This window comes from Pectobacterium carotovorum, assembly GCF_900129615.1.
Classification (GTDB): domain Bacteria; phylum Pseudomonadota; class Gammaproteobacteria; order Enterobacterales; family Enterobacteriaceae; genus Pectobacterium; species Pectobacterium carotovorum.
Window position 1 is genome coordinate 241,994 of sequence record NZ_FQWI01000004.1, and the last position, 21,614, is coordinate 263,607.

Here is a 21,614-nt window from a genome sequence, read left to right on the forward strand (position 1 = left end):
GTTAGGAAATCAAACCAGCGCACCGTATATCGTCAGGAGCGCGACCACCACCACCAAGACCAGCGTCACCTTTTTCGCCAGCGTCACAGCGGCTTTGGGCGTCTCTACAGGCTCAACGTGGGACTCACGCGCGAGAGAAAATTGGGCCAACTGAGTTAACACCCAGTATTGAGAGCTTCGGGAATCCCCCAGCGAGGCGAACCAGGCTGGCAGCGCTTTTTCGCCGTGCCCCAGCAGTGCGTAAGCGGCACCGGCCAAGCGGGCAGGAATCCAGTCAAGCCAATGCAACAAACTATCGACGCCAGACTGCGCGCGCTCCAGCGGGGTGTGGTGGCGGGCAAGCCAAGTCTGTCTGGCGCGTAAAAACGCATACCCCGTCAGCGCAATCGGCCCATATGGCCCGGCAGCGATAAACCAAAACAGCGGGGCTAAATAAAACCGGAAATTTATCCACAGCAGCGCGTTTTGCAGTTCTTTCAACTGCTCGCTTTCCCCCGTACCAACGGGCAGACCGTGAATCAGCGCCAGTTCTGCCGCCATTTCCCGGCTGGCATCGGCTTCGCCGCGCTGTGCCGCCTGCAAATAGCGCCGATAGTGCTGGCGGATTTCACCCGCACCAATGCACATCAGGCTGATGATAATCCACAGCAAAAGAGAAATCAGGCCGAACAGAATGCCGCTCGTGAGCCACAGCAGGCCCGCTACCACGCCCATGCTGCACAGCGTCAGGAACAGCGTTTGCAACAAAGACGGAGACGGCACGTGCCGGAACACGACCTCAAGCCGATGATCGATCTGCCAGTGCTCGCCCTGTTTGAACAAGCGCTCCCATGCCAGCGTAAGCAACAGTGTAAACAGCGTCATTAATCCAGGCTCCCTTTGTTCTCTGTCCAGTTTTCTTGTAGCAGACGATGATAGCCGTCCCAGTCAAATGCTGGGCCGGGGTCGGTTTTACGGCCCGGAGCGATGTCGCTGTGTCCGGTAATGCGCGACAGCGTAATGGGATAGGCCCGCATTAACAGGCGTGTAATCGCAGCCAGTGAGTGATACTGCTCCGCGGTAAAAGGCAGCGTATCCGTCCCTTCCAGCTCAATGCCAATAGAGAAATCATTGCAGCGTTCCCGGCCTTCAAACACCGAAACGCCAGCATGCCAGGCGCGCTGATCGAAAGGTACATACTGTGTGATTTGCCCATCACGGCGAATCAGGCAGTGTGCCGCGACGCGTAAATGGGAAATATCGGCGAAATAGGGATGCGCCGAGGGATCCAAAGTAGCCGTAAACAGTTGATCAATATACGGGCCGCCAAACTCACCGGGCGGCAGACTAATATTGTGGATCACCAGTAGGGAAGGCACCTCATTATTCGGGCGACCATCATAATGTGGTGAAGGTGTGTGTGTAATGTCGGATAACCAGCCATTTTCCAAAAGCATCGGCGATAACCTCGCATCGTATCGTTTGCCGGCTGAATCAGGCGAAAAATCAATTTCAGGTATAAAACCATGTAACCAAAAGTCCTTGTATCCAAGATACCATGTTTCACGCCATGCTATCTATTCAACTGGGTATCAATAGGTTTTACCGTTTGTTTTGTGATATTCGCGCCAGTTTTCCTGCCTGAAAGTAATCCCGATATCTTTTTTAGTAAGGTGAAATCCCTAACACCATTATGTGATTAAAGTCACATTACAAATGTAATAGAGCAATAACAGGCAATCGTTTTCGTGCATTGCGTCTATTTTTACTTAAAATGCATGACAAAATTATCTTCTGATTTTTTTAGATATTACCAAAACTTATTTTGCGGTCTCACGTACGACGTACATGACGTCTAACACTATGGTACTTAACATGAAAAAAACTTTCGCTGCAGGCGCCTTGCTCGCCCTGTCATGCTCAATGCCTGCTCTTGCCGACAGCAATAAAGCCGAATATCTGTCCGACTGGTGGCATCAGAGCATTAACGTCGTCGGCAGCGCCCACACCCGTTTCGGACCGCAACTGAACAGCACGACCTACCTGGAATACGAAGCGTTTGCACGTAAAGACTGGTTCGATTTCTACGGCTACGCCGATGCGCCTAAATTTTTTGGTGGCGATCCCGACAGCCGTGGCATTTGGGACAAAGGCTCTCCGCTGTTTGTCGAGATCGAACCACGCTTCTCTATTGATAAGCTGACGGGGGCTGACCTCAGCTTTGGTCCGTTTAAAGAGTGGTACATCGCCAATAACGTTATTTACGATCAGGGTCGCAACAGCGGTTCACGCCAAAGTACGTGGTACATGGGCTTAGGTACCGATATTGATACCGGCACCGATCTGTCTCTGTCAGTGAACGGCTATGCCAAATACCAATGGCAGAACTACGGCGCAGCGAACGAAAACGAGTGGGACGGCTACCGTGTAAAAGTGAAATACTCTTACCCACTGGGTTCGATGCTGGGCGGCAACGTCTCGTATATCAGCTTTACCAATTTCGATTTCGGTTCAGAACTGCGTGATAAATCGAATGCAAGCCGCACCAACAACTCCATTGCCTCCAGCCATATTCTGGCGCTGGGCTACGACCACTGGCACTACTCTTTCGTCGCACGTTATTTCCACAACGGCGGCCAATGGGCTGATGGCGCAGAGCTCAATTTCGGCAAAGGTCCGTTTGAAGTGAAATCTACCGGTTGGGGCTACTACCTGGTCGTTGGTTACAACTTCTAAAATCGCACCCCTTTCCGGCGATCGGAGATCGCTCGCCGGAAAGTTAATAGCAGTAACAGATTGAATTGTAATAACTATTCATTCTGGATGTCCTGATATAAACAAGGTAGCATAGACCTCCGAATCCCCCTTCGGAGTTTTGTCATGTCAACGCGTCGCTACAGTCAGGAACAACGCCAAAAAGCCTTGCTCGCTCGTATTGCACAAGATATCCCCGCCAGCGTGCAACTGGCCTTGCGTGAAGATTTAGGTGGCATCGTCGATGCTAATCAAGATATTACCGCCCTTCTGTTACCCGACAATGAGACCGTCAGCGCACGCATCATCACGCGTGAAGCGGGTATATTCTGCGGCACGCGCTGGCTTGAGGAAGTCTTTTCTCAATTAGGCAACACGACAACGATCGTCTGGCACGTTACCGATGGCGACGCTATCACCCCCAACCAAACGCTGTGTGGCATCACAGGTCCAGCCAAACAGCTCCTGACAGGCGAACGCACTGCGCTGAATTTCCTGCAAACGCTGTCCGGCGTCGCAACCGAAGTCAGCCGCTATGTCGCCGTATTGCAGGGAACACGCACTCGGCTGCTGGATACGCGCAAAACGCTGCCGGGGCTGAGAACCGCGCTGAAATACGCCGTATCATGCGGTGGCGGAGACAACCACCGACTCGGTTTATCCGACGCCTTCCTGATTAAGGAAAACCACATCATCGCCGCTGGCTCAATCAAAAATGCGGTAGAAAAAGCGCAGTCTTTACGCAGCGATGTTCCGGTAGAAGTTGAAGTCGAATCGCTGGATGAGTTACAGCAGGCGCTGGAAGCTGGCGCAGATATCATCATGCTGGATAATTTCAGTCTGGATAACATCCGGCAAGCGGTTGGCATGACACAAGGTCGCGCGTTGCTGGAAATATCCGGCAATGTCACCCTCGACACGCTGCGTGGCTATGCGGAAACTGGCGTGGACTATATCTCAGTAGGGGCGTTAACCAAGCACGTACAGGCACTGGATTTATCCATGCGCTTCGTCTAACCGTTCCTCTATTTCTCCCGGCGAGGTGCTATTTCGCACCTCGTTTCTCTGCCTCTCATCCTCTCGCACACCATCGTAACGCCATAGACTGACAATCCCACACGAACGTCCTGCCCCGACAGCGTGAAAATTGCGCCTCTGCTCGCAAAAAATTTTCAATCCTCTGCAAATATCTAAAAACATGTCGTGGCGCTTTCCTGTTTCACCTTTCCCTGCTCGTCAGCCTTCACGCGCTTTTCTATGCTGCCAGCCATCCGTATGGATTTCTGTAACGCAACATTTATGCGCCACAAAATTTATATGCAACAACAGGGAAATCAACATGACAACACAACAAGGATTTACGCTGATTGAGCTGATGATCGTCATTGCGATCGTCGCCATCCTCAGCGCTATTGGCGTACCGGCTTATCAAGGCTATCTGCAAAAAGCAGCGCTGACGGACATGCTACAAACGATGGTGTCTTATAAAACGCCAGTCGATCTCTGTGGTCTGGAAAATGCCGCTTTTACGGCCTGCAATGCAGGTAATCAGGGAATACCGGGCAGCAAATCTTCACGCTATGTCAGCGCCGTTAGCGTCACTCAAGGGGTGATTACGCTGACTGGACAATCCACTCTGCAAGGGTTGCGCGTTATTCTGACACCAACGTGGGATACCGAAATCGGCGCTTCACGCTGGACGAAAAACTGTGCCACGGATGGCAACGCAGAGAGCCTGCAATCCGCCTGTCAGGACGTTTTCCGTTTCGATAATACGGCAGGCTAATCATGACAGATTCCTCCTTCTCCTCCGAGCATACGCTCAGCGAGTTACAGACGCTGTGCCGACGTTATCAGGCCCTGTTGCTCAGCCTCGATGAACAAACGCTGTCGGTCGCCGTCACGGCGTCCCCTTCTGCGGAAATGATTGCCGCGCTGCGTTTCGCCAGCAATCGCCGAATTATGGTAGAACAATGGCCACAGGCCAGAATGGAACAGCAGCTTAACCCGGTGAACGCCGTTGCCGAGCCCACAGAAACCTACCATGCCGGCACTTATAACAGCACTCATCACAACAGCACCGGGCAACAGGATCATGACGACGATTCCCCCGTTGCACAGTTTATCCATCAAACGCTGCGTCTCGCCATTCAGCGGCGCGCCTCTGATATCCATTTTGAGCCGTTACTGGACAGCTATCGCGTGCGACTACGCATCGACGGCGTGCTACAGGCCATATCCGCACCGCCTCCCGAACTGACGAACCGTATTACCGCGCGGCTGAAAATCATGGGCAAGTTGAACATCGCCGAACGGCGATTGCCGCAGGACGGCCAATTCAGCCTGACGCTGGATCAACAGGCCTATTCGTTGCGCATCGCTACGCTGCCCGTGCAACAGGGAGAAAAAGTCGTACTGCGTATCTTGCAAACGCATCAGCAGGAGCTGGCACTGGATAAACTTGGGCTCACCGCAAAGGCATTACAGCAGGTGATTAGCGTGCTGAGCGCCTCACAGGGGATGCTGTTAGTCACGGGCCCAACGGGCAGTGGAAAAACCGTCACGCTTTACAGCGCAATACGTTGGCTAAATGAGTGCAGCCGCAATATCTGTAGCGTAGAAGATCCAGTTGAAATCCCCCTGGAGGGAATCAACCAAACAGCAATCAATCCCAAAGCCGAACTGGGCTTTGGCCGAATTTTACGAGCACTGCTGCGACAGGATCCAGACGTCATTATGATCGGTGAAATACGCGATGCCGAAACCGCAGAAATTGCGGTAAAAGCCGCACAAACCGGCCATCTGGTCATGTCCACACTGCATACCAATTCTGCCGTAGAAACATTAACTCGCCTCAGTCATCTCGGCATCCCCGGTTACCTGCTAGCCGCGGCGCTAAAACTCATCATCGCCCAACGCCTTGTTCGTCGGTTATGCCCGCACTGTAAAACCCCAGGAGAACCGCTACTTTCACTGCCAAACGACGTATGGCAAGGGCCACTACACCATTGGCAAGCCCGCGGCTGTAGCCACTGTTTTTCTGGCTACTATGGCCGCGTCGCGCTCTATGAATTGTTGCCTATCACGCCAGATTTTCAGGTCGCACTGGCGGGCAACACCAGCACAGGTGAATTATCCGCACTGTCTCACAACTCAGGTTTTCCAACGTTGCTGACCGCAGGGCTTGAGTTGGTCAACGATGGCCTGACCTCACTTGCTGAAGTCTACCGTGTGGTGGGCGATGAGCGATCCATGAATCAGGAGGCGCAATGAGGCTACAGCGCTTATATCACTGGCAAGCCATCACGTCTGAGGACGAATTTATCGATGGAGAACTCATTAGCACACATCGCCAGCACGCCTATGCCAGCCTGATTGCGCAGGGCTACCAGCCGCTTCTCGTAAAAGCCGGCCATTACCTGTCGCTACGCGACTGGAAACGTGAACAGCTAGGCGAGTTAATCAAACAGCTTGCTGCCCTGCTACAAGCCGGATTACCGCTGCTGGAAGCATTAAAACTGGTATCGGAACAGCATGAACGCCCCAGCTGGCGTTGCGTATTACGGGATGTGCGTACCCATGTTGCTCAGGGAAATTCGTTCTCTGAGGCGTTACAGGAATACCCGCATATCTTTCCCGTTCTGTATCGTTCCCTCATTGCCGTCGGCGAATTGACCGGGAAACTAGATGCATGCTGCCTACAGCTCGCTCAGCAGCAAGAAAAACAGTCCAGACTGCAACAGAAAGTCATCAAAGCGCTACGCTACCCCTGCTTTGTTTTGGCAATTGCCATAGTGGTCAGCATGATGATGTTGACGCTGGTTCTGCCCGAGTTTGCGTCGCTCTATTCCTCGTTCGATACGCCGTTACCGTGGTTTACCCGTCAGTTGCTCCATCTGGCAGAGTTAGTAACTGACTACGGATTCATTGGGTTACTGGTACTCAGTAGCCTGATCGTGGGGTACGCCCGCTTGAGGCAGAAACGGCCATTATGGAAAATTCGAGAGCAAGAGTGGCTGCTGAAGCTTCCTATCGTATCCAGCCTGCTACGCGGTAAATCGCTAAACCAGATATTCCATATTCTCGCCATGACGCAACATGCCGGTTTGACGCTCCCGGAAGGACTGGATGCCGCCGCGACAATCCGTCACCCGCTTTATCAGACCGCGATTCAACAAATACAAGCGCAACTGCATCAGGGCACGTCGCTATACCATGCCACACAGCATCATGCTTCTCTGTTCCCTGCGCCTTGCCCGCAGTTAATTCGCGTGGGAGAAGAAACGGGTGCGTTGGATGCGATCTTTACACAACTGGCAGAATGGCATGAGGGTCGGGTACAACAGCAGGCGGACATGCTGACACAAACGCTGGAACCGTTGCTGATGATGGTCGTCGGGGGAATGGTCGGGGCACTGGTGATTGGCATGTATTTGCCTATCTTCCAGTTGGGGAATGTATTGGCCGGAGCCTGAACCGACCAATACAGCACGACAACGTTTACACGTTAGGCCGCACGCTCTCGCTAACAGCAAAAAGACGGCGCGTAACAGCGGCAGCTATCCGTTGAAAATACGGTTTTCCTGTTCAGCCACGCGGATAAACGTTGTACGCTTCGTCAGCTCTTTCAAACGGGATGCACCAACATAGGTGCAGGCCGACCGCAGGCCGCCAAGAATATCGCGTACGGTATTGTCTACCGGACCACGCAGAGGCAATTTCACGGTTTTTCCTTCTGCGGCACGGTACTCTGCCACGCCACCAACGTGACGCTCCATCGCAGATGCGGAACTCATGCCGTAGAACAGCATCATTTTCTCACCGTTTTCTTCAACGATAGTGCCTTCACATTCATCATGTCCTGCCAACATACCGCCCAGCATGACGAAATCGGCTCCGCCACCAAATGCTTTCGCGACATCGCCCGGCATGGCGCATCCGCCATCGCTCACGATTTGCCCACCGAGACCATGTGCTGCATCGGCGCATTCGATCACGGCAGAAAGCTGAGGGTAACCGACACCCGTTTTAACGCGCGTCGTGCAGACAGAACCTGGGCCAATACCAACTTTCACAATATCCGCGCCGGAGAGGATAAGCTCTTCCACCATTTCACCGGTCACGACGTTTCCAGCACAGATAACTTTGTCTGGGCAAGCCTCGCGTGCTTTTTGCAGGAACGTGACAAAGTGCTCGGAATAACCATTGGCCACATCAATACAGATAAATTTCAGCTCAGTCGACAACGCTAAGATTTGCTTTAACTTGATGAAATCAGCATCAGATGTCCCGGTCGAGACCATCACATGGCGCAATACCGATGCCGGTGTGCGTTGCACAAACTGAGACCATTGCTCGACAGAATAGTGTTTATGGACAGCCGTCAGAACATCAAAAGAGGCCAGCACCTCCGCCATACTAAACGTACCGACAGTATCCATATTGGCTGCGATAATCGGTACGCCGGACCAGTTGCCGCCAGCATGGAGGAAGGTGAATTGACGTTCCAGTTCAACGTCGGAGCGGCTTTTCAGCGTCGAACGCTTTGGCCGGATGAGAACGTCTTTAAAGCCTAACTTTAAATCTTCTTCAATACGCATGAGGTTCGAGTTCCTGGTTAGTGACGGCGGAATGCTCAGTATTGTTACTAAGCGATACCCTAAATAATTCGAGTTGCAGGCAGGCGGCGACCGCACGAATTTCCAGGAGCTTACTCAAGTAAGTGACTGGAGTGAGTAAGGGAAGCCAACGCACATGCAGCTTGAAGTATGACGGGTATAATCATTTCTGAAAAAATAATAGCCCTTTACCAGTGACGTTATCATACGCAGGAATAATCCTGCGGCAAGACTGCGATTTTCACTTTATTTGGGATAAAATCAGAGAAATTTACCTATCACCCAGCAAAGTGATAACGTGAAGCACACTGCGGTTGATGCCTGATTGACTTCAAAGAGGCAGGAACACAATTCCTCACCTTTGAAAATAGTAGAGATGTTAACTTTTCAACACGGGTGCAATGACATACATCGTAGCCTTAACGGGCGGTATCGGCAGCGGAAAAAGCACCGTTGCTGATGAATTTGCCACATTAGGGGCCACTATCGTTGATGCGGATATCATCGCGCGTCAGGTAGTCGAGCCTGGGAAACCCGCACTGGATGCCATCAGGCTCCGGTTTGGCGACGCTATGCTCAATACCGATGGTTCATTGGATCGTGCCGCACTACGCCAACGGATTTTTTCCTCACCGGCGGAGAAACAGTGGCTGAATAATTTACTCCATCCGTTGATCCATCAGGAAACACAGGCCCAGTTTCAGGTTGCGTCCGCACCGTACATTCTGTGGGTCGTCCCTTTACTGGTGGAGAACGGTTTACAACAGCGAGCCCAGCGTATTCTGGTCGTTGATGTAGACAAAGAAACACAGCTTGCACGCACGCTAGCTCGCGATGGCATCAGTCGGCAGCAAGCAGAAAACATACTGGCAGCACAGGCTACCCGAGAACAGCGCCTGGCTTATGCCGATGATATTATTGATAACAGTCGCTGCCCGAACGAGCTGGCTCCACAGGTTGCGGAATTACACCGCCAGTACCTGGAGCTCGCCGCCTCAGCAGCCGACAGGATGACTAAGAATGAGTGACGCTCCCTCAACGATTTTATTCGAATACCCGCTGAACGAAAAAACACGTACCTGGTTGCGTATCGAGTCATTATTGCAGCAGTTGCATCAAAACCACTCCCTGACCGATATGGGAGGCGCTCTGACATTTTTTCGTGCTATCGCCGAACTGCTCGATGTGCTGGAACGTGGAGATGTCCGTACTGAGCTGCTGAAAGATCTGGAGCGGCAACAGCAAAAACTGCTGCAATGGAGTGATGTACCGGGCGTTGACATGGAGCGTATTCATACGTTGAGACGCCAGTTGAAAGATCTGGCCAGTACGTTGATGGCCGCACCACGAATGGGGCAGTTCTTACGGGAAGATCGCCTGATTGGCATGGTACGCCAGCGTCTTGGTATTCCCGGCGGATGCTGTAGTTTCGATCTGCCCACTCTGCATAGCTGGCTGCACCAGCCTCAGGAACTGCGTGAAAAATTGGTTTCCGGCTGGCTTAACTCGTTGTCGCCGCTCAAACAAGCGCTGGATATGATCCTGGAACTGATCCGCCACTCCGGCACGTTTCGCCCGCAGACCAGCCTGAACGGTTTCTTTCAGGACAATGCCTCCGATGCTGACCTGCTACGTTTGCGCCTTGAACAGGTACATCAGCTCTATCCGCAGATATCTGGCCATAAGACACGCTATGCCATCCGTTTTCTGCCATTAGATAGCGAAAACGGCCACATTCCTCCGCGTTTAACATTTGAACTGGCCTGCTGCTAGACTCAGCCCTGACAAACCAGAATGTGTTAAATCACAAATAGAGTGAAAAAGAATCTTATGACAACAGAAGTTACGACGGTGAAATGCCCAACCTGCAAACAGGCGGTCATCTGGGAAGCAGCCAGCATCTATCGCCCATTTTGCAGCAAACGTTGTCAGCTCATCGATTTGGGTGAATGGGCTGATGAAGAAAAGCGCATTCCAAGTGATGATATGGTTTCTGATAGTGAAGAATGGAGCGAAACGCGCTAACGGCCGCGTTCCGCTACTATAGTTTGAAGGCAGGGGCTTTCAGACAGGAAAAAGTAAAGCTAGATTAAAGCGATTTCAGCCAGCGGATCATCTCCGCATTCGCTGGCGGAAATTCTTCCTCACGTAATTCGTCTACGTTAACCCAGCGAGATTCCTGACCTTCCCGGCCATAGGGTTCCCCCTGCCACGTTTCAACCAGAAAGAAATGAAGCGTGATGATTCTCTCCGGCGTAGAAAACGTTTTGTCGTTTAGCGCCTGTGGTGCGCTGGCTTCGATACCCGTTTCTTCATGCAGTTCACGAATCAGCGCCTGCTCTGGCGTTTCGCCCTCTTCAACTTTACCGCCGGGAAATTCCCACATCCCTGCCATATGCACGCCATCAGGGCGGCGAGCAATGAAATATTGCTGCTCCGCATTGCGGATGATGCCGACCGCGACGGATAACTGTTTTTGCGTCATGACACTTCCTATCAGGTTCTTATCAAGTAAAAGGCGGTCAATGACCGCCCTTGTACTTATCACATTTTAATCACTGGATTCAGCAGTCAATTATTTCTGTAAGCGACCGTGGCACTGCTTATATTTCTTGCCTGAACCACATGGGCAAGGGTCGTTACGTCCAATTTTACGGTCTGCCTGCGCAGGTGAACCCGTATTCAGGCTATCTTCTTCCTGATGGCTAAACTGTTGCTGCTGTGCCAAACGCTCAGCTTCTTCGCGGCGTTGTTGCTCCAACGCTTCAATTTCTTCCGGCATTCTCACCTGGACTTTGCTCAGCGTACTGATCACTTCATATTTCAGTGATTCCAGCATCGCGGCAAACATAGAGAACGACTCACGCTTATATTCTTGCTTCGGATCTTTCTGTGCATAGCCACGCAGATGGATGCCCTGACGCAGGTAATCCATTGCTGCCAGATGCTCTTTCCACAAGGAATCCAGCGTCTGCAACATCACGCCTTTCTCGAAGTTGCGCATGACTTCAGCGCCAACCACTTCTTCTTTGCGATGATAAACCTCAAGCGCCTGCTGGAAAATACGCTCACGCAGCGTTTCTTCGTGCAGCTCATGCTCTTTATCCAGCCACGCCTTGATCGGCATATCCAGATCGAAGTCGTTCTTCAGGCGCTGTTCCAGACCTTCCGTATCCCACATTTCTTCCAGAGATTCCGGTGGAATATAGCTGTCGATAGTCGCTTTAAACACATCCTCACGAATACTGGTGATGGTTTCACTGATATCGGACACATCCAGCAGTTCGTTACGCTGTGTGTAGATCGCACGACGTTGGTCGTTCGCCACATCATCGTATTCCAGCAGTTGTTTACGAATATCAAAGTTACGGCTTTCCACTTTACGCTGGGCGTTAGCAATCGCCTTGGTGACCCACGGGTGCTCAATCGCTTCGCCCGGTTTCATACCTAGCTTGCGCATCATGTTGGAAACGCGATCGGAGGCAAAAATACGCATCAGCGCATCTTCCATCGACAGATAGAAGCGTGATGAACCCGCATCCCCTTGGCGACCAGAACGACCACGCAACTGGTTATCGATACGGCGAGATTCATGGCGCTCTGTACCGATAATATGCAAACCACCCGCAGCCAACACCGCATCATGGCGCACTTTCCAGGCCGCTTTGATTTCTGCAATTTGTGCGTCATCTGGGTTTTCCAGATGTGCGACTTCTGCCTGCCAGCTACCACCCAATACGATGTCCGTACCACGACCGGCCATGTTGGTCGCGATGGTGACCGCACCAGACTGACCAGCTTGTGCAACGATGTCCGCTTCCATGGCGTGGAATTTCGCATTCAACACATTGTGTTTGATGCCCGCTTTTTCCAGCGCCTGAGAAACCACTTCTGATTTTTCAATGGAGATCGTACCGACCAGAATAGGCTGGCCTTTTACAGAGCGGTCTTTGATATCTTCAATGATGGCATCGATTTTTTCCTGCTCGGTCATGTAGACCAGGTCAGGCAAGTCTTTACGAATCATCGGACGGTTAGTCGGCACCACAATCGTATCCAGCTTATAGATGGAGCTGAATTCGAACGCTTCGGTATCTGCCGTACCAGTCATACCGGCCAGTTTTTCATACAGGCGGAAGTAGTTCTGGAAGGTAATGGAAGCCAGCGTCTGGTTTTCATTCTGAATGGTCACCTTCTCTTTCGCTTCTACAGCCTGATGCAAACCATCAGACCAGCGACGTCCCTGCATGGTACGGCCAGTGTGTTCGTCGACGATGATTACTTCACCGTCTTTCACAATGTAGTCCACATCGCGGGTAAAGAGCACGTGCGCACGCAGCGCGGCGGTAACATGGTGCATCAGCATAATATTGGTCGGAGAGTACAGCGACTCGCCCTCTTCCATAATGCCTTCTTTCACCAGAAGTTCTTCGACCAGAACCAGACCACGCTCGGTGAGGTTAACCTGACGCGCTTTCTCATCAACAGAGAAGTGGCCTTCGCCATGGAAGGTATCCGAATCTTCTTTCTCCTGACGGATCAGGTGAGGGATGATTTTATTGACGCTGATATAAAGCTCAGAGCTGTCTTCAGCCGGGCCAGAAATGATCAGCGGCGTACGCGCTTCATCGATCAGGATGGAGTCAACCTCATCCACCAGCGCGTAGTACAATTTACGCTGTACACGTTCTTCTGGGCTGAACGCCATGTTGTCACGCAGGTAGTCAAAACCGTATTCGTTATTGGTACCGTAGGTAATGTCTGCAGCATACGCTTCACGCTTCGCCGGAGCAGGCATTCCCGGCAGGTTGATACCGACGCTCAGGCCAAGGAACTCAAACAGCGGACGGTTATTTTCGGCATCACGCTGTGCCAGATAGTCGTTCACGGTAACCACGTGTACGCCACGACCCGTCAGCGCATTCAGGTACGCAGGCAGAGTTGCCGTCAGCGTTTTACCTTCACCGGTACGCATCTCCGCGATGCAGCGTTCGTTCAGTACCATACCGCCGAGAAGCTGCACGTCGAAGTGGCGCATACCAAATACACGCTTACTGGATTCACGCACCACGGCGAAGGCTTCTGGCAGCAGGCTCTCCAGCGTCGCGCCTTTTTCCAGACGAACACGGAACTCCAGCGTTTTCGCTTGCAGTTCCTCATCTGAAAGTTTTTCCATTTCCGGCTCTAAACGACTGATGACATCAACATTTTTACGCATACGACGCAGCGTACGATCGTTACGGCTACCAAAAATTTTGGTTAGGATATTCATGACCATAATAGTTTTAATCTCACAAATGCCACGTATCCAGTGGCAACACAACATCGAAAAACTGAGAAACTCAGCAAAAAACGAGAGAAATTTCTTCAGCTAATTATCCACTACACTTTCAGCTGAGAAGGGAAGGTCCTGCACGGATGCCGCGGATTTGGGCAAGCCAGATGCCGATTTGATGGTGTGCCTGAGGATAAAAAGTGACGCGCCCAGCATGGGGGGAGATCACAAAGGGATACTGGGAATCCTGCGTCAGCAACGCATTTAGCGTATCCAGCAAAACCAGAGAATGAGGTTGAAGATCGTCAACCTGCTGGGCACTAGCCGTCTGTGGCGTCGTCAACGCAAAAGAAAGGTGGCGAATTACCGTACGAATCGCATGCTGATGCCAGTAGTCAACGCTGTAGGACGAGCGCCGATGCGCTTCCTTCAGCGCGACCAGATCGGTAAGGTTCAGCGATACGTTATTCTGGCGACTAACACTGGAGCTTGAATTAGGGAGTGAGGCGATATCCTGTGAGTCGTTCAGGCTTGTCGGCAGGCCAAGACTCGCCGCGACCATCCCTAATAAGAGATGCGGCCAGAAATAACGTCTGCCAAATTGCCGCCAACGATTTAGAATACCAATCACGAGTAACATCCACCGGAGCCAGGTCTATGCGTGATAGCCGCCCACAATCACTGGAATTTCTGTTTGATAGCGCATCCATGTCGGGTAAAGGCCCGCTACAAGATGTGCAACAACGCGCTATCGCCTTATTAAAACTCAACCGTGCCGTACGCGGATTACTGCCTGCACCGTTGCACCCATGGTGCCGCGTCGCTAATTACCGGCAAGGTTTACTGATACTGGAAACCGCCAACGCAAGTTGGCTGATGCGGTTACGTTACGAACAGCCTGCGCTGCTCTCTGCATTACGCGCACAAATACTACCATCATTGGCTTCAATCGACATCAGGATTAATCCAACGCTTGCCGCAAAAGGGCATGAAATCGTGAAAAATAGTGACATTGCAGCGACGGAAAATACCGACGATAAACCGTTGCGTCAGTTGAGTGAACAAAGTGCGGAGACATTGAGGACGTTAGCAGGCAACAGCCCCGAAAAACTCAGAAAGATATTAGAACGACTGGCCTCATTGGCCGGAGAGAGTACCAATAAAACCAGTCGTAATAAGAAATGATTACTTCAATTTCAAGCGTTACGCCAGCACGATAGACGGTGCTTTAAACGCCAACGGCATTTCAGCTTCGTCTTCAAAGGTCACGTATTCCCACGCTTCCTGATTTGCCAGCACAGCCTGCAACAGTTTGTTGTTCAGCGCGTGTCCAGATTTAAACGCAGAAAACGCACCGATGATGTTGTAGCCACACATAAACAGGTCACCGATGGCATCCAGCATTTTATGGCGGACAAACTCATCTTCAAAACGCAGACCGTCTTCGTTCAGTACGCGGTAATCGTCAACGACGATGGCACAATCCATACTGCCGCCCAGGCACAACCCACGAGACTGCAAGTATTCGATATCGCGCATGAAGCCGAATGTACGCGCACGGCTGATCTGGCGAACAAACGCATCAGCGGAGAAATCCAAACGATAGCGCTGGTTGCCCGCATCAATCGCCGGGTGGTTGAAGTCGATAGTGAAATCCAAGCTGAAGCCGTTAAACGGTTTCATTTCTGCCCACTTGTCGCCATCTTCAACGCGAACGGACTGTTTGATACGTACGAATTTCTTGGCACAATTCAGCTCTTCGATACCCGCATCTAACAGCAGGTAAACGAACGGGCTGGCGCTGCCATCCATAATTGGAATTTCTGGCGCGTCAACATCAATGACAATATTGTCAATGCCCAACCCTGCAAGTGCAGCGTTAAGATGCTCCACCGTAGAAATACGGACGTCATGCTCATTAACCAGGCAAGTACAGAGCATGGTATCACGCACGGATTTTGCATCAGCCGGAAAATCAACCGGGGGATTCAAGTCTGTGCGACGATAGATGACCCCGGTATTTGCCGGTGCAGGACGCATGGTCAACGTGACCTTCTTGCCGGTATGTAACCCGACACCAGTCGCCTGAACAATACGTTTTAATGTACGTTGTTTGATCATCATTTTATCTCGCATGTTACTGAACCTACGAACCTAGTATAAACCAGGTTCGGTGGCACAGTTTAGCACAAAGAGCGGAGATTCCAACGTTATCTGGCAGCAAATTAGTCTGCCTGCTTACGCAGAAACGCTGGGATATCCAGATAGTCTGGCTCTTTATTCGTCTGCGGATTCTGGTCGTTAACCACTTTGGCAGCCGGTTTTTCCTGCGCCAGCGGCGTCATACCGTGTTGCTGATAACGATGATCCATCACAGGCTGGCTGGCCTGCTTGTTCGTTACCAGAGTAATCTCAGGACGCTTGTCCATGCCGATACCCGTCGCAACAACCGTGACACGCAGTTCATCATTCATTTCCGGGTCAAGCGACGTACCGATTACGACTGTCGCATTATCGGACGCGAATGCACGGATGGTGTTACCTACCGTCTCGAACTCATCCAGACGCAGGTCAAAGCCCGCCGTGATGTTGACCAACACGCCACGTGCGCCAGACAGATCGATGTCTTCCAACAGTGGACTGGAGATCGCCATTTCAGCCGCTTCTTCTGCACGGTCTTCACCACGCGCAACACCGGAACCCATCATGGCATAACCCATTTCGGACATCACGGTACGCACGTCTGCAAAGTCGACGTTCATCAGGCCCGGACGTGTGATCAGCTCGGCAATACCTTGCACCGCGCCTTTCAGTACATCGTTTGCCGCGCCAAATGCATCCAGCAGGGAGATACCGCGTCCCAGCACTTTCAGCAGTTTGTCGTTTGGAATGGTGATCAGCGAGTCGACGTGCTTAGACAGCTCGGCGATACCCTGCTCTGCAAACGCCATACGCTTTTTGCCTTCAAAGTTGAAAGGCTTGGTCACGACAGCGACAGTCAGAATACCCAGGTCTTTTGCAACTTCGGCAACAACTGGTGCAGCACCAGTTCCCGTACCACCGCCCATACCTGCGGCGATAAACACCATGTCCGCACCTTCCAGTGCTGAACGCAGTGCTTCACGATCTTCTTCAGCCGAATTACGGCCGACTTCTGGGTTAGCGCCTGCACCCAGACCTTTCGTGATGCCACTACCGATCTGAATAGTCTGGCCAACAGCTGTTTTACGTAATGCCTGCGCATCCGTGTTGACCGCAAAGAACTCGACGCCTTCGATGCGCTCACGCACCATGTGTTCGACGGCATTACCACCGCCGCCACCGACGCCGATGACTTTAATCACCGCGTCGTTGGTTAATTCCATTGGTTCAAACATAATTTCTCTCCGTTTGTGCCTGTAACTGCGAGATCATAAAACTGTGCCAGGTGATCTCTTTGATAAAATTAAAATTCTTTCCTCAACCAGCTGTTGATTCGCTTGAACCAGTTGCTCACTGAGGCACGTTTTTCGACTTCATGCTCACCACCCAGATGAGATTCTTTTCCGTAATGCAGCAACCCAACCGCCGTTGAGTAATAAGGCTCTTGGGCATAATCCGTCAGCCCTGTTATATTCATTGGTTGTCCAATACGCACTTGTGTATGGAACACACGCTGCGCACAGGCCGCCAGACCGTCTATTTGCGCGGCACCGCCCGTCAGCACAATCCCTGCCGCCAGATGGTGTTTCACGCCTTGTTGACGCAACTGCTCCTGCAACTGTAAAAGTTCATCGTTCACCAAGTTCAACAGCTCGGTGTAACGTGGTTCAATCACTTCCGCCAATGTCTGTCTTTGCAGACTGCGGGGTGGACGTCCTCCAACGCTCGGGACTTCCACATTCTCATCTTTGCCAACAATCGCGCCTAACGCACAGCCGTGGCGCACCTTGATCGCTTCGGCATCCGTCGGCGGCGTACCAAATGCGTAGGCAATATCGCTGGTAACCACATTGCCCGCATACGGAATCACTTTAGTGTGTCGCAATGCGCCGCCGGTATAGACCGCGATGTCCATTGTACCGCCGCCGATATCAACAACACACACGCCCAGCTCACGTTCGTCTTCAGTCAGCACCGCATAACTGGAAGCCAGCCCTGCAAAAATAAGCTGGTCGACCTTTAAGCCGCAGCGTTCAACGGCTTTAACAATGTTCTTCGCCATATCGTTATGGCAGGTTATCAGGTGGACTTTCGCCTGCATACGCACGCCAGATAAGCCAACCGGGTTTTTAATCCCTTCCTGATAATCGATCGCGTACTCCTGTGGAATCACATGGAGCACACGGTGTTCATCACGCACACGCACGGATTTAGCGGTATGCACCACGCTTTCCACGTCGTCCTGCGTGACCTCTTCCTCTGAAATAGGCACCATCCCTATTTCATTCTGGCAGCTGATGTGTTTTCCCGAGAGCGCCAGATACACGGAGGAGATCTGGCAGTCTGCCATCAACTCAGCCTGATCAATAGCGCGCTGAACACATTTAACGACCGATTCCAGATCGTTTACGCCGCCTTTATCCATACCGCGTGACGGGCAACTGCCTACGCCAATAATGTTGACCATGCCATCGGGCAGAACTTCCCCTACCAGCGCAGCCACTTTTGCTGTACCGATTTCCAGCCCAACTACCAGTTTTCTGTCCGTCGACTTGATCATTGTTGTTTAGCCTGTGCTTGTTTCTGGTTACTGTTCTGTTGCTGATCAATGTCTTAGTGCTGACCAACTCGTTGCCGATCAACGTTTTGTTGATCAAGCAAGGCTGGAGCCCAGCCTATCGCGGCCCCGCTGTCGTACCGCAAGTCCACATGGCTGATACGTTTGTTTTCGCTCTGAGCCTGCCGCTGCAACAGCGGATACAGCTCGATAAAGCGTTGCAGACGTTTGGCCCTATCGTCCCGCCCCAACTCAAGGCGAGTATCATCGTCTAATCCTAGTTGCCACGAATGCCGTGCGCTCATCGCAACCGTCTTTAACGTAAACTTCCCGGCGGCCAGCGTCTGATTCATTGTGCGATAGCCTTCCAGCACTTCTGCTTCACTACCTTCTGGACCATACAGCAGCGGCATCTTGCGATTGCCAATACGTTCGGCGGGTACACTGAACGAATTTCCTTCCGCATCAACCATTAGCTGGTCATTCCAACGTGCTACCGGAACATATTCAACCAGATGAATCTTTAATTCGTCCGGCCACTGCTTGCGCACGCTGGCCTGTTTTATCCACGACAGGCGTTCAATCTGCTGCTGGATCACGTTCACATCCTGTGTCATGAACGTTCCCGGCGACCCCAACGACAAAATGGCCTGACGGATATCGTCGTTGGTGGTGTACTGCCTTTCCCCTGTCACTGCCATGCGGGAGAGCGGTAAGCGGCTGGCATCTTTCATCCACCCCACTACCATCCAGCTTCCCCAGACGATCGTCCCTATCACCATCAGCAGGAAAATCATCCCTGCCAATTGGCCTCCATTACTGCGACGTGTTCCTTTCGTTTCAGGCTCTCGTCCGCGTGTATTCAGCGCTGCCTGCGACATATCAGCCAGCGAGCTCTAAAATTTTCACGACCAGTTGCGAGAAAGTCAGCCCACGTTGGCGCGCGGCCATAGGAACCAGGCTGTGGCTCGTCATCCCTGGAGACGTATTCACTTCAAGCAGATAGAAGGCGCCGTCGCTATCCAGCATAAAATCGACACGTCCCCACCCGCTGCAACCCACCGCACGATAAGCCGCCATCGCCAATCCAGCTAATGCTTGCTCTTGCTCATCCGGCAAACCACTCGGACAGAAATACTGCGTATCATCCGATAAATACTTCGCTTCATAATCGTAAAACGTACCCGCAGGCTGAATACGAATAGAAGGCAACACTTCATCACCCAGGATAGCCACCGTATACTCTGGGCCGCTCAGCCATTTCTCGACCAAAATATCGTCATCGTGACGGAATGCTTCTTCCAATGCCGCAGGCAGTTCGCTAAGCGTATTCACTTTGCTCATACCCACGCTGGAACCTTCACGGCTTGGCTTAACGATCAGCGGCAAGCCGAGATGGGTAAACTTCGCCAACAAGGCGTTTGCCGCCGTTTCCGAATATTGGCGACGATCTAGCGCTACATACGGCGATACCGGCAATCCCACGGCTTGCCACACCTGTTTGGTGCGGAGTTTATCCATCGTCAGTGCGGATGCCATGACACCGCTACCGGTATAAGGCAAGCCCAGGAATTCCAGAACGCCCTGCAATGTACCGTCTTCGCCACCACGACCATGTAAGGCGATGAATATTTTGGTGAAACCTTCTTCTTTTAACGTCGTCACAGAGACGTCACGGGTATCAACCGCATGCGCATTGATGCCCGCTTCTTTCAGACCAGCCAAAACCGCCTGACCGGAAAGTAACGAGACTTCACGTTCGGCAGAGGTTCCACCAAGCAATACAGCAACTTTCTCAGTCATGATGTTCCTCATTCACTCATCTGTGGCTGTAATCTGGAATCAGCCAGTTTACGCGCCAGTTTACCGATGTTGCCGGCGCCCTGAACCAAAATCAGGTCTTCACCTCGCAGCGCCTGTGACAACAGTTCCGGTAAAGTATCCACATCCGTCACCAGAATCGGATCAATCTTACCTCTTCCGCGAATCGTACGGCACAGCGAACGGCTGTCCGCGCCTGGAATCGGCGACTCTCCAGCGGAATACACATCCAACATCAGCAGCACGTCAACCTGTGATAACACATGCGCGAAATCATCATACAAATCGCGGGTTCGCGTATAGCGATGCGGCTGAAAAATCATGACTAACCGCTTATTCGGCCACCCAGCACGGGCAGCTTTAATCGTGGCATCAACTTCCGTCGGATGGTGGCCGTAATCATCCACCAACATCGCCGTACCGCTTTGCCCATTCACCAATTCAAGCGGGTACTCACCGAGGAAATCAAAGCGACGTCCGGTGCCCTGAAAACGCTCAAGCGCGCGCAGAATCGCCTCGTCATCAATGCCTTCATCGGTCGCCACCGCAACCGCCGCCGCTGCGTTGAGCGCATTGTGACGCCCCGGCGCATTCAGCGTAACAGTGAGCAGCGGTTTATCTTTCCGCTCCAGCGTAAAATGCCCTTGCGCACCAGTCTGGTGATACCCTGAAATTCGCACATCGGCATCGTCGCTAAAGCCATACGTAGTGATATGACGTCCCACGCGCGGTAACAGCTCACGGATTACCGCATCATCAATACACATCACCGCTTGCCCGTAAAACGGCAGGTTGTGCAGGAAATTGATGAACGTCTGCTTCAGGTTCTCAAAATCGCCCTGATAGGTGTCCATATGGTCGGCTTCAATGTTGGTCACAATCGCCACCATCGGCTGCAAATGCAGGAAAGACGCATCGCTTTCATCTGCTTCCGCAATCAGGTAACGGCTTGAGCCCAAACGCGCATGCGTTCCCGCCGCCTTCACTAATCCGCCATTCACAAACGTCGGGTCTAATCCCGCTTCCGCGTAAATACTGCTGACCATCGCCGTTGTGGTCGTCTTACCGTGCGTACCCGCAATCGCAATACCGTGACGAAAACGCATCAGTTCCGCCAACATCTCGGCACGACGGATCACCGGAATACGTGCGTCATGCGCGGCGACAATCTCAGGGTTATCTGCAGTAATCGCACTCGATACCACCACCACGCTGGCGTTCAGAACATTCTCCGCACGGTGGTGGAAATAAATTTGCGCGCCAAGTTCGGTCAACTGCTGCGTCACCGCATTCGGTGCCAGATCGGACCCGCTAATCTCATAACCTTCGTTGGCCAACACTTCGGCGATACCACCCATGCCAGCACCGCCGATGCCGACAAAGTGTATGTGCCGGACGCGATGCATCTCGGGCACGATTGAACGTAGTTTCGCCAGTTGTTGAGTATTCACTTTATTCTATCGCTACC

At 52.1% G+C, this 21,614-nt stretch carries 21 protein-coding genes; 9 read left to right on the forward strand and 12 right to left on the reverse strand.

The window, feature by feature from the left end; translation table 11 throughout:
* Positions 1 to 9: 9 nt before the first annotated feature.
* Together ampE and ampD are read right to left on the reverse strand one after the other, a co-directional pair.
* Positions 10 to 864 carry a beta-lactamase regulator AmpE gene (ampE, locus tag BUB06_RS10725; RefSeq protein ID WP_039470076.1) on the reverse strand — a complete coding sequence of 285 codons (855 nt, stop codon included), beginning with the start codon at positions 862 to 864 and terminating at the stop codon, positions 10 to 12.
* Positions 864 to 1,436, reverse strand: a complete 573-nt coding sequence (ampD, locus tag BUB06_RS10730) for a 1,6-anhydro-N-acetylmuramyl-L-alanine amidase AmpD (RefSeq protein WP_039470074.1) — start codon at positions 1,434 to 1,436, stop codon at positions 864 to 866. The genes ampE and ampD overlap by 1 nt, the downstream gene beginning before the upstream one ends.
* 418 nt (positions 1,437 to 1,854) lie before the next feature.
* On the opposite strand from ampD, the gene BUB06_RS10735 reads away from it, so the two are divergent.
* The 5 genes from BUB06_RS10735 (at position 1,855) to hofC (ending at position 7,208) form a co-directional block, all read left to right on the forward strand.
* A complete protein-coding gene (locus BUB06_RS10735; protein ID WP_039470072.1) occupies positions 1,855 to 2,715 on the forward strand; it encodes a nucleoside-specific channel-forming protein Tsx in 861 nt (286 codons plus the stop codon).
* Between the two features lie 144 nt (positions 2,716 to 2,859).
* Positions 2,860 to 3,750 (forward strand): carboxylating nicotinate-nucleotide diphosphorylase, encoded by an 891-nt coding sequence (gene nadC, locus BUB06_RS10740; protein WP_039470070.1) that lies wholly within the window; start codon positions 2,860 to 2,862, stop codon positions 3,748 to 3,750.
* 322 nt (positions 3,751 to 4,072) lie between these two features.
* Positions 4,073 to 4,519 (forward strand): prepilin peptidase-dependent pilin, encoded by a 447-nt coding sequence (gene ppdD / locus BUB06_RS10745; RefSeq protein WP_039470068.1) that lies wholly within the window; start codon positions 4,073 to 4,075, stop codon positions 4,517 to 4,519.
* 2 nt (positions 4,520 to 4,521) lie between these two features.
* A complete protein-coding gene (gspE, locus tag BUB06_RS10750) occupies positions 4,522 to 6,006 on the forward strand; it encodes a type II secretion system protein GspE (RefSeq protein ID WP_039470066.1) in 1,485 nt (494 codons plus the stop codon).
* The gene (gene hofC / locus BUB06_RS10755) at positions 6,003 to 7,208 is read left to right on the forward strand and encodes a protein transport protein HofC (protein WP_039470064.1); all 1,206 of its coding nucleotides are present in this window, start codon (positions 6,003 to 6,005) and stop codon (positions 7,206 to 7,208) included. Before gspE ends, hofC begins: the two co-directional genes overlap by 4 nt.
* Before the next feature lie 84 nt (positions 7,209 to 7,292).
* Here the strand turns inward: hofC and BUB06_RS10760 are convergent, their stop codons facing one another.
* Complete coding sequence (locus BUB06_RS10760) at positions 7,293 to 8,333, reverse strand: GMP reductase (RefSeq protein ID WP_010297966.1); 1,041 nt, start codon at positions 8,331 to 8,333, stop codon at positions 7,293 to 7,295.
* 419 nt (positions 8,334 to 8,752) lie between these two features.
* On the opposite strand from BUB06_RS10760, the gene coaE reads away from it, so the two are divergent.
* Genes coaE through yacG form a run of 3 tightly spaced genes read left to right on the forward strand, consistent with a single transcriptional unit; the run spans position 8,753 to position 10,376 of the window.
* Entirely contained in the window at positions 8,753 to 9,379 is a 627-nt protein-coding gene (gene coaE, locus BUB06_RS10765) for a dephospho-CoA kinase (RefSeq protein ID WP_039470062.1), read from the forward strand.
* The gene (gene zapD / locus BUB06_RS10770; RefSeq protein WP_039470059.1) at positions 9,372 to 10,124 is read left to right on the forward strand and encodes a cell division protein ZapD; all 753 of its coding nucleotides are present in this window, start codon (positions 9,372 to 9,374) and stop codon (positions 10,122 to 10,124) included. Before coaE ends, zapD begins: the two co-directional genes overlap by 8 nt.
* Before the next feature lie 57 nt (positions 10,125 to 10,181).
* Entirely contained in the window at positions 10,182 to 10,376 is a 195-nt protein-coding gene (gene yacG, locus BUB06_RS10775) for a DNA gyrase inhibitor YacG (protein WP_010297975.1), read from the forward strand.
* A gap of 64 nt (positions 10,377 to 10,440) precedes the next feature.
* On the opposite strand, the gene mutT is transcribed toward yacG, so the two are convergent.
* The 3 genes from mutT to secM all read right to left on the reverse strand — a co-directional run bounded on the left by mutT (position 10,441) and on the right by secM (position 14,257).
* Positions 10,441 to 10,836, reverse strand: coding sequence for an 8-oxo-dGTP diphosphatase MutT (gene mutT, locus BUB06_RS10780; RefSeq protein ID WP_039470056.1), 396 nt, complete (start codon positions 10,834 to 10,836; stop codon positions 10,441 to 10,443).
* Positions 10,837 to 10,926: 90 nt separating this feature from the next.
* Positions 10,927 to 13,629, reverse strand: coding sequence for a preprotein translocase subunit SecA (gene secA, locus BUB06_RS10785; protein ID WP_039470054.1), 2,703 nt, complete (start codon positions 13,627 to 13,629; stop codon positions 10,927 to 10,929).
* Positions 13,630 to 13,741: 112 nt separating this feature from the next.
* Entirely contained in the window at positions 13,742 to 14,257 is a 516-nt protein-coding gene (gene secM, locus BUB06_RS10790; protein ID WP_170310035.1) for a secA translation cis-regulator SecM, read from the reverse strand.
* A 26-nt stretch (positions 14,258 to 14,283) separates the two neighbouring features.
* Between secM and BUB06_RS10795 the strand changes: the two genes are divergently transcribed.
* Positions 14,284 to 14,811, forward strand: coding sequence for a DUF721 domain-containing protein (locus tag BUB06_RS10795; protein ID WP_010297988.1), 528 nt, complete (start codon positions 14,284 to 14,286; stop codon positions 14,809 to 14,811).
* Positions 14,812 to 14,829: 18 nt separating this feature from the next.
* On the opposite strand, the gene lpxC is transcribed toward BUB06_RS10795, so the two are convergent.
* The 6 genes from lpxC to murC all read right to left on the reverse strand — a co-directional run bounded on the left by lpxC (position 14,830) and on the right by murC (position 21,597).
* Positions 14,830 to 15,747 (reverse strand): UDP-3-O-acyl-N-acetylglucosamine deacetylase, encoded by a 918-nt coding sequence (gene lpxC / locus BUB06_RS10800; RefSeq protein ID WP_029367880.1) that lies wholly within the window; start codon positions 15,745 to 15,747, stop codon positions 14,830 to 14,832.
* 104 nt (positions 15,748 to 15,851) lie between these two features.
* Entirely contained in the window at positions 15,852 to 17,003 is a 1,152-nt protein-coding gene (gene ftsZ / locus BUB06_RS10805) for a cell division protein FtsZ (RefSeq protein ID WP_005975217.1), read from the reverse strand.
* A gap of 68 nt (positions 17,004 to 17,071) precedes the next feature.
* Positions 17,072 to 18,328: a cell division protein FtsA gene (ftsA, locus tag BUB06_RS10810; protein WP_010298002.1), complete on the reverse strand. Its 1,257-nt coding sequence runs from the start codon at positions 18,326 to 18,328 to the stop codon at positions 17,072 to 17,074.
* Positions 18,329 to 18,381: 53 nt separating this feature from the next.
* Positions 18,382 to 19,206 (reverse strand): cell division protein FtsQ, encoded by an 825-nt coding sequence (ftsQ, locus tag BUB06_RS10815; RefSeq protein WP_029367884.1) that lies wholly within the window; start codon positions 19,204 to 19,206, stop codon positions 18,382 to 18,384.
* A 1-nt stretch (position 19,207) separates the two neighbouring features.
* Complete coding sequence (locus BUB06_RS10820) at positions 19,208 to 20,128, reverse strand: D-alanine--D-alanine ligase (RefSeq protein WP_039470050.1); 921 nt, start codon at positions 20,126 to 20,128, stop codon at positions 19,208 to 19,210.
* Positions 20,129 to 20,136: 8 nt separating this feature from the next.
* A complete protein-coding gene (murC, locus tag BUB06_RS10825) occupies positions 20,137 to 21,597 on the reverse strand; it encodes a UDP-N-acetylmuramate--L-alanine ligase (RefSeq protein WP_039470049.1) in 1,461 nt (486 codons plus the stop codon).
* Positions 21,598 to 21,614 lie beyond the last annotated feature (17 nt).

Excerpts from the sequence above, each read along its gene's own strand:
- ampE (WP_039470076.1), bottom strand. The coding sequence starts at position 864 with ATGACGCTGTTTACACTGTTGCTTACGCTGGCATGGGAGCGCTTGTTC.
- ampD (WP_039470074.1), bottom strand. The coding sequence starts at position 1,436 with ATGCTTTTGGAAAATGGCTGGTTATCCGACATTACACACACACCTTCA.
- BUB06_RS10735 (WP_039470072.1), top strand. The coding sequence starts at position 1,855 with ATGAAAAAAACTTTCGCTGCAGGCGCCTTGCTCGCCCTGTCATGCTCA.
- nadC (WP_039470070.1), top strand. The coding sequence starts at position 2,860 with ATGTCAACGCGTCGCTACAGTCAGGAACAACGCCAAAAAGCCTTGCTC.
- ppdD (WP_039470068.1), top strand. The coding sequence starts at position 4,073 with ATGACAACACAACAAGGATTTACGCTGATTGAGCTGATGATCGTCATT.
- gspE (WP_039470066.1), top strand. The coding sequence starts at position 4,522 with ATGACAGATTCCTCCTTCTCCTCCGAGCATACGCTCAGCGAGTTACAG.
- hofC (WP_039470064.1), top strand. The coding sequence starts at position 6,003 with ATGAGGCTACAGCGCTTATATCACTGGCAAGCCATCACGTCTGAGGAC.
- BUB06_RS10760 (WP_010297966.1), bottom strand. The coding sequence starts at position 8,333 with ATGCGTATTGAAGAAGATTTAAAGTTAGGCTTTAAAGACGTTCTCATC.
- coaE (WP_039470062.1), top strand. The coding sequence starts at position 8,753 with ATGACATACATCGTAGCCTTAACGGGCGGTATCGGCAGCGGAAAAAGC.
- zapD (WP_039470059.1), top strand. The coding sequence starts at position 9,372 with ATGAGTGACGCTCCCTCAACGATTTTATTCGAATACCCGCTGAACGAA.
- yacG (WP_010297975.1), top strand. The coding sequence starts at position 10,182 with ATGACAACAGAAGTTACGACGGTGAAATGCCCAACCTGCAAACAGGCG.
- mutT (WP_039470056.1), bottom strand. The coding sequence starts at position 10,836 with ATGACGCAAAAACAGTTATCCGTCGCGGTCGGCATCATCCGCAATGCG.
- secA (WP_039470054.1), bottom strand. The coding sequence starts at position 13,629 with ATGGTCATGAATATCCTAACCAAAATTTTTGGTAGCCGTAACGATCGT.
- BUB06_RS10795 (WP_010297988.1), top strand. The coding sequence starts at position 14,284 with ATGCGTGATAGCCGCCCACAATCACTGGAATTTCTGTTTGATAGCGCA.
- lpxC (WP_029367880.1), bottom strand. The coding sequence starts at position 15,747 with ATGATCAAACAACGTACATTAAAACGTATTGTTCAGGCGACTGGTGTC.
- ftsZ (WP_005975217.1), bottom strand. The coding sequence starts at position 17,003 with ATGTTTGAACCAATGGAATTAACCAACGACGCGGTGATTAAAGTCATC.
- ftsA (WP_010298002.1), bottom strand. The coding sequence starts at position 18,328 with ATGATCAAGTCGACGGACAGAAAACTGGTAGTTGGGCTGGAAATCGGT.
- ftsQ (WP_029367884.1), bottom strand. The coding sequence starts at position 19,206 with ATGTCGCAGGCAGCGCTGAATACACGCGGACGAGAGCCTGAAACGAAA.
- BUB06_RS10820 (WP_039470050.1), bottom strand. The coding sequence starts at position 20,128 with ATGACTGAGAAAGTTGCTGTATTGCTTGGTGGAACCTCTGCCGAACGT.